A 15043-nucleotide genomic window follows, 5' to 3' on the forward strand; every position below is an offset into this window, starting at 1 on the left:
CCCCTGCCCCGCCGCATCCAGCAACTTCGCCAGGTTCGCCACGATCCGCCCGCCCGTCGCAGCAAACGGATGCCCCGCCGCCAGCGAGCTGCCCTTGACGTTCAAACGGCTGCGATCAATCGAGCCCAGCGGCGCATCCAACCCCAACCGGGTCTTGCAGTATTCCGGATCTTCCCAGGCCTTCAACGTGCACAACACTTGCGCGGCAAAGGCTTCGTGGATTTCGTAGTAGTCGAAGTCCTGCAAGGTCAAACCATTGCGCGCCAGCAACCGTGGTACCGCATATACCGGAGCCATCAGCAGCCCTTCGGCGCCGTTGACGAAATCCACCGCCGCCGCTTCGCCGTCGCGCAGATACGCGAGGATTGGCAGACCACGCTCCTTCGCCCACTCCTCGCTACCCAGCAGCACCACCGAGGCGCCATCAGTCAGCGGCGTGGAGTTGCCGGCGGTCAGCGTGCCCTTGGCGCTTTTTTCGAAGGCCGGTTTCAGGGTCGCGAGTTTCTCCAGGGTCAGGTCCGGGCGCAGGTTGTTGTCGCGGGTGAGGCCGAGGAACGGGGTCATCAGGTCGTTGTGCCAGCCTTCGCTGTAGGACGCCGCCAGTTTGTGATGGCTTTCGAAGGCCAATTGATCCTGTTCCTCGCGGGGGATGTTCCAGGTCTGCGCCATCAACTCGCAGTGCTCGCCCATCGACAGGCCGGTGCGCGGTTCGCCGTTGCGCGGAAACTCGGGGATCAGGTGTCTCGGGCGCAATTGCAGGAAGGTCTTGAGCTTGTCGCCGGTGGTCTTGGCGCGGTTGGCTTGCAGAAGGATCTTGCGCAGGCCTTCGCTGACGCTGATCGGCGCGTCGGACGTGGTGTCGACGCCGCCGGCAATGCCGCAATCGATCTGGCCGAGGGCGATCTTGTTCGCCACCAGCAAAGCGGCTTCCAGGCCGGTGCCGCAAGCCTGCTGAATGTCATAGGCCGGGGTGGCTGGCGACAGACGCGAGCCGAGCACGCATTCGCGGGTCAGGTTCATATCCCGTGACAATTTCAGCACCGCCCCCGCGACCACTTCGCCGATGCGCTGGCCGTGCAGGTTGTAGCGTTCGATCAGGCCTTCGAGGGCGGCGGTGAGCATCACCTGATTGCTCGCGGTGGCATACGGCCCGTTGGAACGGGCGAACGGAATGCGGTTGCCACCAATGATCGCGACGCGGCGCAGCTGACTCATGAAATGCTCCTTGTGAAATATCCGGTCTGAAAATCGAGCGCTGAAAACCCGGTCGGGCCACAAAAGCGCCGAGGGCAAACTACTCTGCTGTTCTAGCGTAGGCCTTATTGCGTGGATCGAACGATTGATTGCCCTTCGCAGTCCACACTTTGAACCCCATCTTCTGGAGAGCGTTCCATGTCTGACCGCTATATCGACTTCGCCAACTCGTCCATCGGCCACCGTCTGGTCGGGGCCCTGGGCCTGCCGTCGCCGGTGCGGCTGGAACGCTGGCAGGCCGGGCGCCTGCGGCCGGTGGACGGTGCGCTGCTGATCGGCGGCGGGCCGCTGGCCGAACGGGTCAGTGCATTCGCCAATCGCCTGACCGACGCGATCTACCGCTACGGCGACCAGCCGGCAACTGCCACCCAATGGATTCCCGGCCATGGCCCGAAACTCAAGGCCGTGGTGTTCGACGCCAGCGATTTGCAGCACACCGACCAGCTCAAGCAGCTGCGCGAATTCTTCCAGCCGCTGATGAAGAACCTCGACAGCAGCGCGCACCTGGTGATTCTCGGCCGCGCCCCGGAAACCCTGCGCGAACCGTTTGCCGCCAGCGCGCAACGAGCGCTTGAAGGTTTCTCCCGCTCACTGGCCAAGGAGCTGCGCAGCGGCGGCACGCTGCAACTGATCTACGTGGGCGAAGGCGCCGAGGATCAGCTCGAAGGGCCGCTGCGGTTTTTCCTCTCGCCGAAAAGCGCTTTCGTGTCCGGGCAAGTGATTCGTCTGACGGCCTGCGCCACTCAGGTCACCGACTGGACCCGCCCGCTGGCCGGGCGCAAGGCGCTGGTCACCGGCGCGGCGCGCGGCATCGGCGCCTCCATCGCCGAAACTTTGGCCCGTGACGGCGCCGAGGTGGTCCTGCTCGACGTGCCGCCCGCGAAAACCGATCTCGAAGCCCTGGCCGCTCGCCTCGGCGGGCGCGCCATCACCCTCGACATCTGCGCCGAAGACGCCGCTACGCAACTGATCGAACAGTTGCCGGACGGCCTCGACATTCTGGTGCACAACGCCGGCATCACCCGCGACAAGACCCTGGCCAACATGACGCCCGAGTTCTGGGACGCGGTGCTGGCGGTCAACCTCAACGCCCCGCAAGTGCTGACCAAGGCCCTGCTCGACAGCGGCACCCTGCGCGATAACGCGCGGGTGATCCTGCTGGCGTCGATCAGCGGCATCGCCGGCAATCGCGGGCAGACCAATTACGCGGCGAGCAAGGCCGGGCTGATCGGGCTGGCCCAGGCCTGGGCGCCGACATTGCTCGAACGCGGCATCAGCATCAACGCCGTGGCGCCAGGGTTCATTGAGACCCAGATGACCGCGCACATCCCGTTCGGCCTGCGTGAAGCCGGACGGCGCATGAGTTCGCTGGGCCAGGGTGGCTTGCCGCAAGACGTCGCCGAAGCCGTGGCCTGGCTGGCCCAACCGGGCACCGGCGCGTTCACCGGGCAAGCGCTGCGGGTGTGCGGCCAAAGTGTGCTGGGGGCCTGAACATGACCATCGAATGGCAAACGCTGCACCACGAGCCGAGCCTGCCGGGGCTGTATGCCCGGGCGGCGACCCGACGCAAGATCACCGGCACCACCCTGCTCGACAGCGGTTTGCGTTGCGCCGTCGAGGTGGATGGCAAACGGCTGGCGGCCTATCGCAAGGTCTGCGGTTTCGCCGATGACGGCCTGCTGCCGCCGACCTATCCGCATATCCTGGCGTTCGCCCTGCAGATGCAATTGCTGACGGCCAAGGAGTTTCCGTTTCCGCTGCTGGGGCTGATTCATCTGAGCAACCGCATCCGCGTATTGCGGCCGATGGGCGGGATCAGTCGCGCACAAGTCAGCGTCCGGGTGCATAACCTGCAACCGCATCCGAAGGGCGCGACCTTCGATCTGCTGACCACCCTCGACGATCAACTCGGCCCGTTGTGGGAAGCCGAAAGCCGGATGCTCTGTCGTGGCGTGAAGCTCGAAGGCGACCCGGTCGAACAGACCTGGGAGCCGACGCTGCCCCTCGCGCAAGTGGCGCAATGGAAGGCGCCGACAGACATCGGCCGGCAGTACGCCAAAGTCTCCGGCGACTACAACCCGATTCACTTGAGTGCGGCCAGCGCCAAACTGTTCGGTTTCCCAACCGCCATCGCTCATGGTTTGTGGAACAAGGCCCGGACGCTGGCGGCACTGGCGGATCATCTGCCCAAGGCCAAGCTTGAGGTCACCGTGCATTTTCGCAAACCGGTGCGCCTGCCGAGCGAGGTGAGCCTGTTCGCCAGCGCGGCCGGTTCCAGCGGTGAGTTACGCCTGATCGGCGCCGGGGATCTGGAGCACATGGTGGGCAACTGGCAGCCGGTAGCCTGACATCGAGGCCGGGAAAACCTGCTCAATTGTGTATATATCACTTAAGTTTTCCCGCGCCGCACAAACGTCCCTCGCCGAAACCCAGCCTTGATTTTCAAGGCTTTTTTTTGCGCGCCTATATCCTCGGTATTAGTCGTTAGGCGGCACTCGCCGCCCCCTGCATAAAGGCGTTAATACCAACTTGAGAATGGCGTGGATCCAGCCTTGCGACTGATATGAGCACAACGGACGAAGGCATTGCCGGCAACAGAACCGGCGAGCCGTCGAAGTCAACGAACGTTGTCACAGGTGCAAGGAATAACCCTCATGAAAACCCACATGAAAGCTCAGGCGTGGTGCAAGTCGGCAACAGCACTGGCCCTTATTCTCTCTCTCGGTCTGGCCGGTTGCAGCAGTGGCGGCGGCGGTCATCACAGCAGCTCCGACAGTTCTTCCCCCGACAGTTCGACTGCGGGTACTGGCGGCACCGGTGGCACCGGTGGTACCGGAGATACCGCAGGCACTGGCGGTACTGGTGGCACTGGAGGGACGACAGATCCGACCAATCCAACTAATCCGACCAACCCGACGGATCCGACCAACCCAACCAATCCGAGCACTCCGACCCCTCTGGTTACCACCACACTGGTGCAGGAAGTCGGGAATACCGTCAGCGGCGTCGGCGATGGTGTCGGCCAGGTCGGCGACTCCCTGAGCGGCGTGCCGATTGTCGGTGGCGTGGTGCAAAGTGCCGCCAAAACCGCCGGCAACGTGGTGACCACGCTGGGCGACGGCGTAGCCAACGGCATCGGCAAACTGGCGACCACCGACAACGGTCTGGGCGTCACCGCTTCGGCTGTCGGCGGCGTGGTGCAGGATGTGGGCAACGGCGTGTCCGACCTCAGCGGCAAACTGGCGACTGCCACCGGCAGCGTTCCAGTGGTCGGCGGTGTGGTGACCAAAGTCGCTCCACTGCTCAACGGAGTCGGTGAAAAAGTCACCATGCTCGGTGACACGCTCAGCACCGCTACCACCACCGGCCCGCTCGGCTCGGTTACCAAAGAAGTGGGCAGCAAACTGGTGCCGGTGATTGCCATGGTCGAAAGCACCACGGACAAACTCGGCAGCGCTACGGGGCTGGGTGCTCCCGTCAACGGCCTGCTGCAGAAAGTCGGCAGCACCGTCGATGGAGTAGGCGACAAAGTCACCGACGCCGGCAACGGCAACGCCCTGACCAACACTGTCGGCGGTGCCTTGAGCAATGTCGGCACCGCTGTCGGCAAGGCCGGTGGACTGGTCGCCAACGGCACCGGTTCGGGAACGGGCGTCGGTGGTGGTCTGGGCAACAATGGCTTGCTGCAAACCGTCGGCGGCGCAGTCGTGAACGTCGGCGCCGGCTTGAGCAACGGCAATGGCACTCTCGCCGCACCCGGTGGCGTGCTGGCAGCGGCCGGCAACACCGTGGCCTCGCTCAACACCGTGCTCGGCGGCTCGGGCTCGCCGATCACCAGCCCGACCACTCCACTGGCCACCCTGGGCAACAACTTGGGTGCCGGACTTGCACCGGTTACCACTGCGGTCACCAGCCTGACCCAGAATGTCGGTGCCGCCACCGGGCTCGGCTCTCCAGTCGCCGGCCTCACCGGCCAGGTTGGCGGCGCCGTCGGCAATCTCGGCAACACGATTGCCAGCACCAATGCCAATCCTGTCGTCACCGCGGTCGGCAATACCGTCACTACGGTGGGCAACACGGTCACAGCAGTCGGCGGACTGGTCAACGGTGGCACTGCCACCGGGACTGGCGGCGGACTGGGCGGCGTTCTCGGCGGCCTGACCGGCGCCCTGGGAGGGAACAATCGCTGATTTGCACCTGGCCGATTCGACGGCCTTACCTACAGCGCCTACGCTTGGTTGAGGGCGGAAGATTCCCACGAGTCTTCCGCTTTTTTCTTAGGAGAAACCCTGCCCCGTGCTGCGGGTTTGAACATGGAGTGTCCTATGCGCGTCATGGCATCCCTGATGTTGCTCAGTCTCAGTTCCACCGCCCTCGCCGACACCCTGCCCAGCTTTCTCAACAGCAACGAAACCATTCGCAACCTGCCGGTGCCGAACCTGCCCGCCGACGCCTACCGGCCGAACGCCGCGCCGCTGCAAGTGCCGGATCCCGGCGCCACGGCCGCCCAGCCGTTGCTGATGGGCACGAAGATCAACCTCAGGACCGTGCAGATCGAAGGCGGCACGCTCTATCCACTGAACGAACTGGCCGAAATCTACAAACCCCTGATCGGCCGCGAGAGCAGCCTCGCCGACCTGATCGAAGCCACCCGCACGATCACCCGTCGCTACCAGCAGGACGGTTATCTGCTGTCCTACGCCTTCCTGCCACAACAAACCTTCGATGACGGCGTGGCGCGCGTGGTGCTGGTGGAAGGTTACGTGCGCGACGTGCAGATCGCCGGCGACGTCGGACGGGTCAAAGCCCTGCTCGACCGACTGGCCGCCAAGCTCCAGGCCGAACGCCCGCTGACGCGCAAGACGTTCGAGCGCTACACCACGCTGATGACCCGCATTCCCGGCGTGACGATCCAGGCCCAGGTGCCGCCGCCCGGCACCACCGACGGTGCAACGACACTGGTTGCCCAGGCCAGCCGCAAACCGTTCACCAGCACCCTGAGCACCACCGAAGACAACCGCAACGGCACCCAGGCCCTGCTCGGCGTCAGCAGCAATTCACAAACGTCGATGGGCGAACAGTTGAGCCTCAGCGGCCTGTTTCCACCGGGAGATGATCACGAGCATTACTACCGGCTGGACTACAACCAGTTCATCAACGATGAAGGCGCACAACTGAGCCTGTCGGCCTCACGCTATCGCGCCGACCCCGGCACCAACGTGCTGTTGAACAACGGACTGGAACTCAAGCCGCACCGTGAAAACGATCGTTATTCGCTCGGTTTCACCCTCCCGCTGATTGCCGCCTCGGATGAATTGCTGACCGCCGGATCGCGCCTGTACGCCGTCAACGACAAGACCCGCTACAAGGTGATCGGCTACCCGCTGAGCGTCGAAGAACGCACCGACATCCGCGCCCTCGCCTTCGAAAGCGACTGGCGCAAGGCCGATGCCCGACAGCTGCGCATCCTCAGTGGCGGCGTCTATCAGGGCTTCGACAGCCTGGGTGCACACACCAACAACAGCGCCATCGACCTCGACTTCTTCCGAGTGCGCCTGTCGGGGGTACAGAGCGACAAGTTCCTCGACAACTGGCAAGGGGTGCTGTCGGCTGCGTTGTACTGGAGCCGCGACACCCTGCCCGATAGCGAGCGCGCGGTGTTCGGCGGGCAGAATTTCGGCCGCGGATATCCCGACGATCAGGCATCCGGCGACAAGGGCTGGGGCGTGGCTTACGAGATCAACTACAGCTTCAACCGCGACGGCAACTGGGTGCGCATCCTGCAACCGTACTTCGTGCTCGACCGCTCGCGCAGCTGGTTCAATGAATTGCCGGTGCAGGCCAACAACCTGTCATCGGCGGCGTTCGGCCTGAGATTTGGCGATGCGAAGTACTACAACATCGCCCTGGAAGCCGCCAAGGCGATGTCCGATGAAGCGTTCGATACGTTCAACCGTCGGCCGCGCTACAGCATCAGTTTCAGCTATCAGTTATAGGCCGCTGCCGCAGGCAACGGCGGTGGCCTGCGAAGCGCGACTACTGCTTCTCGATCTTGCCACCCGCATCCGGGTCGTAGAAATCGGGAATCTCATATTTGTACTTCTTCAGCCAGCGCTGCATCGCCAGCTCACGCTCGGTGGCCGTGGCCGCCTGCGGATCGGGGGACGCAGCCTTGTTGCGGCTTTGCAGCAACAGCCAGCCTTCGGTTTCCTGCTGCTGGGCCGAGGCCGGGCCGGCATCGATGGCCAGTGCGCCGAGCGGCAGACTCAGCAGGCTCAGGCAGCACAGAGTCTTGAACGTGTTCATGGCAGCTCCTTGAGGCTCACTTGATCGTCGCCGGTTGCGCATCCACCGCCACCGCGACCTGATTGCCAGCGACAGGTCTGGCCTTGACCGGTGACTTGAGTTTCTCCGCGCGTTCCTGGGCATCGGTGAACTGTTCCGGGGTCAGGTGCGCGCGGCTGACCACTTCCGCAGCTTGCTGCCAGTTGTTCTGGTAGAGCAGCAGGGTCACCAGATTCAGCGTCGCCAATTGATTGTTCTGCTTCAACTCGATGGCCGTCAGAAACTCGAAGCGAGCGTCTTCGAGCCGCAGCTGATTGAGGTACACCACGCCCAGATCGTTGCGGATGTCTTCATTGGTCGGCGCCAGCCGCGCCGCCCGTTGCAGGTGGGCCTGCGCCTGACCGTTGTCGCCACGGGCGGCATACAACTGGCCCAGGCCATGTTCGGCGTCGGCATTCAGGCACGTGCCGAGCAGGCTGCGATACAACGGCTCGGCTTCGCTGCGTCCCAGCAGGCGATAGACCTTGGCCTTGCGCAGGCGTACCTCGACGAGGTTGTCGGGCAGCCCCTGCAGGTTGGCCAGGCTGGCGTGCAGCTTGCCGTCGTTGACCAGATCATCGGCCAGGTTCAGCGACAGCTCCTGTTCGGAACTCAGCTTGCTGCAACTGGCCGGCGCCAGCATCGTCGTCCACGGCGCCTGACCGTCCGTTGCGCAACCGCCGAGCAGCAACAGACTTGCCACAACCATCAGTGCTTTCATCCATCGCTCTCCATCGCCATAGTCATTTTCATTGTCAGGACGCAAACGCCCGGGTGATTGCGGTGAAACCCGGGCCCGCCAGAACGATCAGCAAGGCCGGGAACAGCAACAGCATCATGACCACCGACATCTTCGCCGACATCTTCGAGATGTATTCCTGCAAGCGTGTCAGGCGTCGGTCATCCAGCAGTTGCTTGAGCGTCAGCAGCGATTTCATCGCCCCGCCGCCCTGTTGAATCAGTTGTTGCAGGATCACGCAGGTGTCAGTGAACTCATCCACCGCCAGCATCGCGGCCGCCTTGTTCAGCTCCTGTCCGAGCTCCAGGCCCGAGTCGACGCGGGCCAGAATCAGGCGCAGTTCGCTGGTCAGCTCCGGCAGCAGTTTCTGCCCCTCGATGCTGAGCACACGCAGGGCCTGTTCGACAGCCATGCCGGATTCGAACAGGATCCGCAGCAGCGGGATGAACGTCGACACTTCCACCGCGATGATTTTCTGCCGCCGGCCAGCGGCGTACGCCAGCAGGCGTTTGGGCACAAGATAACCAACGCCGGTGGCGATCATCGGCACCAGCCAGCCGTTGGGGGCGAGGGGGAAAAACACTTCCTTCAGAAACAGGCCAAGCCCCAGCGTCAGCAGCGGCGTGCCGATCTGGCAGGCGGCAAACAGCGAGCGCTCGCTGGCCCGGCGCCAGCCAAGACGGCTGAGCAGGGTCTGGGTTTCACTGTCGATGCTCACCGAGCGCTGGCCGAACCGACTGCTGCCCAATGCCCGCAGCCAGTTGCCGAAACGGTTCTCGCGCACCAGGTGCCCCTGCAGACGCTGGTTGACCTGACGCACTCGACGCCGCTCGGTCAGCAGGTGATTGCCGACCAGCAACAGCGCCCCGAGCAACAGCATGAGACTGGCGAGCATCAGCATGTCAGACACTCCTCAACATGCGCCACAGCGCCAGGCAACCGGAGACCTGCAACACCACCGCGATAATCAGCATGGTCCGACCGCCCGAGTCGTTCCACATACCGAGCATGTAGCCGGGATTGGTCAGCATGAAGTAACTGACCAGGATCACCGGCAGCGATCCGAGCACCCACGCGGTCATCCGGGTTTCGCCGGTCAGCGCGCGCAGTTGCCGGGCACCCTGGTCGCGTTCGCGAATCAGCTTGATCAGGTTCTCCAGCAACTCGCTGGCGTTGCCGCCGTAGCGGTGGTTGACCTTCAGGCCCAAGGCGAACATGCGCAGTTCGTCCTGCTCGTAGAGCTCGGCGAAATCGCTGACCGCGTCCGGCAGGTTCACCCCCAGCTGCACGTTGCGCTGCACCCGGCCCATCGCGGCTTTCAACGGGTCCTCACTGGTTTCGATGCCGCCCATCACTGCATCGCTCAGGGTCCGGCCGGACTTGAGGCTGCGCACGGTGTGGTCGAGCAACTGCGGCAACTGTTCGATCATCCGATTGAGCCGACGCCGATATCGCCACGCGATGTACAGCCGCAGAATCAGCGGCGGCGCGAGTATCAGCACCAGCAGACCGATCCAGTCGGCCAGCAGGTAACCCAGCATCATGGCCACAACCCACAACGACAGCCAAAGCCCGAAGTGCTCGTTCGGCCGGCCGAGGCCGGCCCGCAAAAACATCCGCTCCAGCCCGGTCCACGAGGTTTTTTCGGCAACGCCCTGGGGCTGCCCGGCGGCGAGGCGCGAGAGCACCCGTTCGTTGGCGGTCTTGCGCACACCCTGCAGGAACAGGCGAATCGACAGCCCCAGCAACAGCAGGCAGAGGACGATCAGGATCACCGGTCCGATCATGACGAAGGCTCCATGCGCTCAGCCCAGACTCGACTCGTGCCGCAACTTGTCACCGGCCGGATTGACCGCCTCGCGCAGGAAGCCGAAACCGGTGCGCCGATCCAGACGGAACAGGGTGTTGGTGACGTACACGTCTTCGCGCACGCCGACCACTTCCACCACTTCACTGACACAGCGGCGGCCGTCGGGCATCCGGGTCAATTGAATGATCACGTCGAGCGCCGCGCAGATCATCTGCCGCAGGGTGCGTTCGGCCACCGTGCGCCCGGTCAGGCCGACCAGCGTTTCCAGACGCAGCAATGCATCCTGGGCGTTGTTGGCGTGAACCGTGCTCATCGAGCCGTCGTGACCGGTGTTCATCGCCGTCAACACGTCGAGCACTTCGACGCCGCGGATCTCGCCGAGAATGATCCGGTCCGGACGCATCCGCAGGGCGTTACGGATCAGGTCGCTGGCCTTGACCTCGCCATGGCCCTCGGCATTCGGCGGCCGGGTTTCCAGGCGCACCACGTGAGGATGGCCGAGTTGCAGTTCGGCGACGTCTTCGATGGTCACCAACCGTTCGTGGGGGTTGATGAGTTGGCTGAGAATGTTCAGCAGCGTGGTCTTGCCGGTGCCCGTGCCGCCGCTGATCAGGATGTTGCAGCGTTTGCCCACGGCCTCCTGGAAGCACTCGAAAATCGGCAGGTCGATGGTCTGCATCGCAATCAGGTCGCTGCTCTTGAGCATGTCCTTGCGGAATTTTCGAATCGACAGGCACGGACCGTCGAGGGCAATCGGCGGGATGATCGCGTTGACCCGGCTGCCGTCCGGCAGGCGTGCATCGACCATCGGCGAAGACTCGTCCAGCCGGCGCCCGAGCGGCGCCAGAATGCGCTGCATGACCCGTTCGACGTGATGGGCATCGATGAAACGCAGGTCACTCTGATGCAGTACGCCGTCGCGCTCGACGAACACCCGGTGCGGGCCGTTGACCAGAATCTCGGTCACGGCGCTGTCACGCAGCAACACTTCCAGAGGGCCGAATCCGGTCAGCTCATCGACGATTTCTTCCGCCAGCCGCTCCATCTCGTAACGTGAAATCGCCAGATGCAAACGGGCGATGTATTCGGCGACCTTGTCGGTGACAAATTGCGCCAGCAACTGCCGCGAGCCTTCCAGCAGGTTTTTCCCGGACTCCTCGATGGCATCGATGATGTACCGATGCAGGACCAGTTTCAGGCCTTCGTGGTCGGTGTTGCCCGACTGGCCACGCGCCGGCGCACCGAAGAGTTTTTCCGGGCTCATGAGGTGCCTCGCAACCGGTCGAACCAGGTGACCTTGGGTTTGGCCAGGCCTTCGGAGCGTTTGGCCAGCCGTTCGCCGAGCACCCGCAGGCTCTGGGTGAGTTTTTCCCGGGGGGCCAGTTCAAACAGGCTGACGCCCTGGTTCTTGGCGTTCATGCGCAGCTCCGGACTCAAGGCCAGCACGGCGATCACTTCCAGGTTGAAGGTCTTGCCGAGGGTGTCCGCATCCGGCGCGACGTTGCTCAGATAGCGGTCGACCAGCAGCCGTCCGTGATCGAGTTTCATGCCTTTTTCCCGCCACAGATTGAACACCGCCAGATTGCGCCGGCAATCGAGAACGCTCTGGTCGGTGTACCACAGCAGCTTGTCGCAATGACTGACGAAGGTGCGCAGGGCTTCGCTGTCGGGCTGGCCGGTGAGGTTCACGACGATGTGCTGGAAGTGCTGGCGCAAGGCGCTGAGCAACATGTACAGCTCGGCGGCGCTGGTGCTTTCCAGCGGCTCGTCGTTGTCGGCGTACGCCAGAATCCGCAGCCCCGCTTCGGCGCTGGTGAACGCACTGTCGATCAACGTGGCGTCGAGCCTGCGCAGGTGACGCAAGGCATCGCCGAAGTGAAACGAACTCTCCAGCCCCAGCAACGCCAGGCTGTCGCCACGGGGCAGACCTAGATCCAGCAGCAGCGTCTGCTGTCCGCTCTTTTGCACCACCAGTGCCATATGGTTGGCCAGTAGCGCGCCGTCGGAACTGCTCTGTACACCGTACAACACCGTCAGACCGCCCAGTTGTGCGTTATGAGTCACCGGCGGCAGGCGCTTGCTCAAGCGCCGCACCAGCCCGGCCACTTCGCTGGAGCGCGAACCATAGGCGACGAAATCCCGTGCCCCGGCGCGCATCGCATTTAGTACAAGCTGATTGTCCATGCCATCGCCGAGGGCAACGATCGCCAGCATCGGCTTGGCCTCCAGCGCGCCTTCAATCAGCGCGCTCTGGGCCACCACGTGTTCACGGTCGAGACCGACGAACACCAGGCTGGCGAAGGTGACGTCCACCAGCGCGAGCAATTCGTCGAGGCTGCCGCCACCGGCACTGACCACCTGACCCAACGGCGCAAGCGCGCTTTGCAGCCACTCCAGATCAGTGTTGTTGCGGGTGATGGCGAGGAAGGTCTGACTCAGGCTCTGGCTCATTGGGACAACCCGCTGCGCTTGTCGAAGTTACCGTTTTCCAGGAAGAACATGCGGTAGAAATTCGGATCGTAGTTGCGCAGTTTTTCACCCGGCAACGACGGCAGTTGTGCCTCCGCCGAGAGCGGGCGCACCAGATGCGGGGTGACGATCATCAGCAGCTCACGCTCTTCGCGTTTGATCTGCGAGCTTTTGAAAAACGCCCCGAGCACCGGGATATCGCCCAACCCCGGAAACTTGTCGACCTGGGATGAGTTGGTGGTGCTGATCAGACCGCTGATGACAAAACTCTCGCCATCGGCCAGGGAAATGCTGGTGTCCGTGCGACGGATGGCCAGGGCCGGCACCGTGGTGCCGGCGATGTTCACCGCTTTGCTGAAATCCAGTTCGCTGACTTCCGGTGCCACTTTCAGGGCGATGCGATCGTGGCTGATGATGGTGGGCGTCAGGGTCAGGCGGATGCCGAATTCCTTGTATTCGATCGACACGTTGTCGCTACCGGAGCTGGGCACCGGAATCGGAATCTGCCCGCCCGCGAGGAAACTTGCGCTTTGCCCATTGAGAGCCACCAGGCTTGGCCGCGCCAGGGTGTAGGCGAAGCCGCTGCCCTCGAGGGCATTGATGATCGCCATGGTCTTGCCGCCGATCCACGAGAAGTTGAACAGCGCGTTGTCCACCGGCAATCGCGGTTGCGGGACGCCGTCGATGGGCGGCAGGGTTCCGGGTGAGCCGAACAGGAAGTTGCCGCGGGTGCCGATCAGCGAAGCCGACGCCTGCTTGAGCTTGGTGCGGCTGACTTCGACGAAGCGAATGTCGGTCTGCACCTGCGAGGGCAACAGCGCATCATCCGACGGCAGCGCACTGGTGTTGGTGAGGGCCGAAGTGGCGGCGCCCTTGACGAAGACCATGCTCTGACGCGGCTCGCTGGAGCAGCCGGTCCAGACCATGAGACTGGTAGCGCCCGGCGCCACGGCAGTGAGCAGGAACGAGGAATTGCCATTGGCATGCACGTCGGCGATTTTCGGATCACCGATGGCCAGGCGTGTGATCGCCACCGGTGATTGCATGTCCTGCTGCCAGCCTTCGTTGATTTCGATCACCGGCGGCAAGCGCCCGAGGGCCGCGCAGTTGCCGGTAGCCGCGTGCGCGGCATTGATTGACAGTCCCATCAGCAGCAAGGCCCGGAGCACGGGATTGAAGGTCGGCCAGGAACGACTCTGCATGCACTTGGATCCTTGCTCAGTCATGGGTTTTGTTGGTTGGTCTGATTGCCGCGAATCACTTCCACTGCGGGCCGTGCCGCCACAGCTTGGTCGCCGCTCGACAACGCTTTCGGCGCTGTCCCCAGCGCCAGCTGCGTGAACTGGAAGAGTTGACTGTTGGCGGCAACCAGTTTGTCCGGTGCCTGACTTTCGCCGGCCCAGTACTTGGCCAGGCGCTGTTCTTCACTGCTGCGCACGGCCAGGCGCAACGTCCCGACCTGGGTGGCGAGCATCAGTCGACTCAACAATTGTTCAGGCACCGCCAGCACCACGGTGCGCGCGGTGAGCCGGCGCTGGTCCTGTTTGATCTTGTCGTCGGCACTCATTGCGGGAGCGGACGGCTGACCGTCGTTGGTCAGGCCGTACTGTTCGCCGACTCCCAGCACGCGCATGGCCGGTACCACAATCTGTGCCGACTGCTGCGGATTGCTGGCGTCCTGGCGCAGGTACAACAGCACGTCGACGTAATCCCCGGGGATCAACTGCCCGGCCGCACCGATCACTTCATCGACCGACACGGCCAGTGCGCGCTCGTCACTGTGGATCATGCGCGCCAGTGTGCCGCCAGCCTCGAAGCTTTCTTCGTTGAGCCAGGTGCCGGCGCTCAGGTGGCGCCACGGCGTGCGGCCCACGGCCTGCTCGATGGTGCCGAGGCTGCCGGCGGGGGCGCTGAGCAGTTTTTCAACGGCCAGATCGGCGGCAGTAAGGGGGGTGAATGGCGGGACGTCACGCACCAGCACCACGACAGGTTGACGGGTCTGGTCTTCGGCGGCAGCGACGGTTTTTTCGACGGTGACCACCGTCGGCGCGGGAGCCTCGGCCACCGGAGCGGGTTGGCGGCTGAGCACCAGGCCCCAATATCCGACAACGATGGCGCCCAGTAAAAGCACCGCTGCAAGGCCCATGGTCACACGACTGTTCATGACGGCTCTCCCTTTCCTGCTGCACTACCAGCCCGCACTTCCTACCAAGGGAACATCGCAATCAGGCAGCTATGAACATCCAACTATTTCGCTATTTCCACGCTAGCTGAAACAAGCCAAAACGCCATTACTGACAGGCAAATAACCCACGAAAGTATGGGTGTTGGCCAATTAGCAGTCGAAATACCGGGAGAGACGAAGCGACTAATCCTTTATGACTAATCCGTTCTTACAGTTGTTGGGAGGGGGTTTGTTGACAATGCTCAAATGGCACGGCGAACGC

Annotated in this window: 13 protein-coding genes; 4 read left to right on the top strand and 9 right to left on the bottom strand. The window is 63.5% G+C overall.

Annotated elements, in window-relative coordinates:
* Nucleotides 1–1215 (bottom strand): acetyl-CoA C-acetyltransferase (locus K5E37_RS17470; protein ID WP_221534648.1); only part of this gene is annotated, 1215 nt, incomplete at its 3' end.
* 177 nt (nucleotides 1216–1392) lie between these two features.
* On the opposite strand from K5E37_RS17470, the gene K5E37_RS17475 reads away from it, so the two are divergent.
* From K5E37_RS17475 to K5E37_RS17490, 4 genes are all read left to right on the top strand, one after another.
* Nucleotides 1393–2745 carry a 3-oxoacyl-ACP reductase gene (locus K5E37_RS17475; protein ID WP_085609182.1) on the top strand — a complete coding sequence of 451 codons (1353 nt, stop codon included), beginning with the start codon at nucleotides 1393–1395 and terminating at the stop codon, nucleotides 2743–2745.
* Between the two features lie 2 nt (nucleotides 2746–2747).
* The gene (locus K5E37_RS17480) at nucleotides 2748–3602 is read left to right on the top strand and encodes a MaoC family dehydratase (RefSeq protein ID WP_221534650.1); all 855 of its coding nucleotides are present in this window, start codon (nucleotides 2748–2750) and stop codon (nucleotides 3600–3602) included.
* Nucleotides 3603–3920: 318 nt separating this feature from the next.
* Nucleotides 3921–5444: a collagen-like triple helix repeat-containing protein gene (locus K5E37_RS17485; protein WP_221534733.1), complete on the top strand. Its 1524-nt coding sequence runs from the start codon at nucleotides 3921–3923 to the stop codon at nucleotides 5442–5444.
* Nucleotides 5445–5579: 135 nt separating this feature from the next.
* Complete coding sequence (locus K5E37_RS17490; protein ID WP_221534653.1) at nucleotides 5580–7250, top strand: ShlB/FhaC/HecB family hemolysin secretion/activation protein; 1671 nt, start codon at nucleotides 5580–5582, stop codon at nucleotides 7248–7250.
* A gap of 40 nt (nucleotides 7251–7290) precedes the next feature.
* Here K5E37_RS17490 and K5E37_RS17495 read toward each other — a convergent pair whose 3' ends face one another.
* From K5E37_RS17495 to cpaB, 8 genes are read right to left on the bottom strand one after another with little or no spacing between them, the layout of a single operon-like run.
* Nucleotides 7291–7560 (bottom strand): DUF3613 domain-containing protein, encoded by a 270-nt coding sequence (locus tag K5E37_RS17495; protein WP_007958460.1) that lies wholly within the window; start codon nucleotides 7558–7560, stop codon nucleotides 7291–7293.
* A gap of 16 nt (nucleotides 7561–7576) precedes the next feature.
* Entirely contained in the window at nucleotides 7577–8299 is a 723-nt protein-coding gene (locus tag K5E37_RS17500; protein WP_007958459.1) for a tetratricopeptide repeat protein, read from the bottom strand.
* A gap of 34 nt (nucleotides 8300–8333) precedes the next feature.
* On the bottom strand, nucleotides 8334–9218 hold the full coding sequence (locus K5E37_RS17505) for a type II secretion system F family protein (protein WP_007958458.1): 885 nt from the start codon (nucleotides 9216–9218) through the stop codon (nucleotides 8334–8336).
* A 1-nt stretch (nucleotide 9219) separates the two neighbouring features.
* Nucleotides 9220–10104, bottom strand: a complete 885-nt coding sequence (locus tag K5E37_RS17510; RefSeq protein ID WP_085609187.1) for a type II secretion system F family protein — start codon at nucleotides 10102–10104, stop codon at nucleotides 9220–9222.
* 18 nt (nucleotides 10105–10122) lie between these two features.
* Nucleotides 10123–11391 carry a CpaF family protein gene (locus K5E37_RS17515; RefSeq protein ID WP_085609188.1) on the bottom strand — a complete coding sequence of 423 codons (1269 nt, stop codon included), beginning with the start codon at nucleotides 11389–11391 and terminating at the stop codon, nucleotides 10123–10125.
* Nucleotides 11388–12578 (bottom strand): Flp pilus assembly protein, ATPase CpaE, encoded by a 1191-nt coding sequence (locus tag K5E37_RS17520; RefSeq protein ID WP_007958455.1) that lies wholly within the window; start codon nucleotides 12576–12578, stop codon nucleotides 11388–11390. The genes K5E37_RS17515 and K5E37_RS17520 overlap by 4 nt, the downstream gene beginning before the upstream one ends.
* A complete protein-coding gene (locus K5E37_RS17525) occupies nucleotides 12575–13798 on the bottom strand; it encodes a type II and III secretion system protein family protein (protein ID WP_085609189.1) in 1224 nt (407 codons plus the stop codon). Before K5E37_RS17525 ends, K5E37_RS17520 begins: the two co-directional genes overlap by 4 nt.
* 20 nt (nucleotides 13799–13818) lie before the next feature.
* Complete coding sequence (gene cpaB / locus K5E37_RS17530; protein WP_085609190.1) at nucleotides 13819–14760, bottom strand: Flp pilus assembly protein CpaB; 942 nt, start codon at nucleotides 14758–14760, stop codon at nucleotides 13819–13821.
* Nucleotides 14761–15043: the final 283 nt, after the last annotated feature.

This window comes from Pseudomonas sp. RIT778 (assembly GCF_019718735.1).
Classification (GTDB): domain Bacteria; phylum Pseudomonadota; class Gammaproteobacteria; order Pseudomonadales; family Pseudomonadaceae; genus Aquipseudomonas; species Aquipseudomonas aphyarum.

What these genes read in the sequence shown, in the direction of transcription:
- K5E37_RS17475 (WP_085609182.1), top strand. Translation starts at nt 1,393, where the DNA reads ATGTCTGACCGCTATATCGACTTCGCCAACTCGTCCATCGGCCACCGT.
- K5E37_RS17480 (WP_221534650.1), top strand. Translation starts at nt 2,748, where the DNA reads ATGACCATCGAATGGCAAACGCTGCACCACGAGCCGAGCCTGCCGGGG.
- K5E37_RS17485 (WP_221534733.1), top strand. Translation starts at nt 3,921, where the DNA reads ATGAAAGCTCAGGCGTGGTGCAAGTCGGCAACAGCACTGGCCCTTATT.
- K5E37_RS17490 (WP_221534653.1), top strand. Translation starts at nt 5,580, where the DNA reads ATGCGCGTCATGGCATCCCTGATGTTGCTCAGTCTCAGTTCCACCGCC.
- K5E37_RS17495 (WP_007958460.1), bottom strand. Translation starts at nt 7,560, where the DNA reads ATGAACACGTTCAAGACTCTGTGCTGCCTGAGCCTGCTGAGTCTGCCG.
- K5E37_RS17500 (WP_007958459.1), bottom strand. Translation starts at nt 8,299, where the DNA reads ATGAAAGCACTGATGGTTGTGGCAAGTCTGTTGCTGCTCGGCGGTTGC.
- K5E37_RS17505 (WP_007958458.1), bottom strand. Translation starts at nt 9,218, where the DNA reads ATGCTGATGCTCGCCAGTCTCATGCTGTTGCTCGGGGCGCTGTTGCTG.
- K5E37_RS17510 (WP_085609187.1), bottom strand. Translation starts at nt 10,104, where the DNA reads ATGATCGGACCGGTGATCCTGATCGTCCTCTGCCTGCTGTTGCTGGGG.
- K5E37_RS17515 (WP_085609188.1), bottom strand. Translation starts at nt 11,391, where the DNA reads ATGAGCCCGGAAAAACTCTTCGGTGCGCCGGCGCGTGGCCAGTCGGGC.
- K5E37_RS17520 (WP_007958455.1), bottom strand. Translation starts at nt 12,578, where the DNA reads ATGAGCCAGAGCCTGAGTCAGACCTTCCTCGCCATCACCCGCAACAAC.
- K5E37_RS17525 (WP_085609189.1), bottom strand. Translation starts at nt 13,798, where the DNA reads ATGCAGAGTCGTTCCTGGCCGACCTTCAATCCCGTGCTCCGGGCCTTG.
- cpaB (WP_085609190.1), bottom strand. Translation starts at nt 14,760, where the DNA reads ATGAACAGTCGTGTGACCATGGGCCTTGCAGCGGTGCTTTTACTGGGC.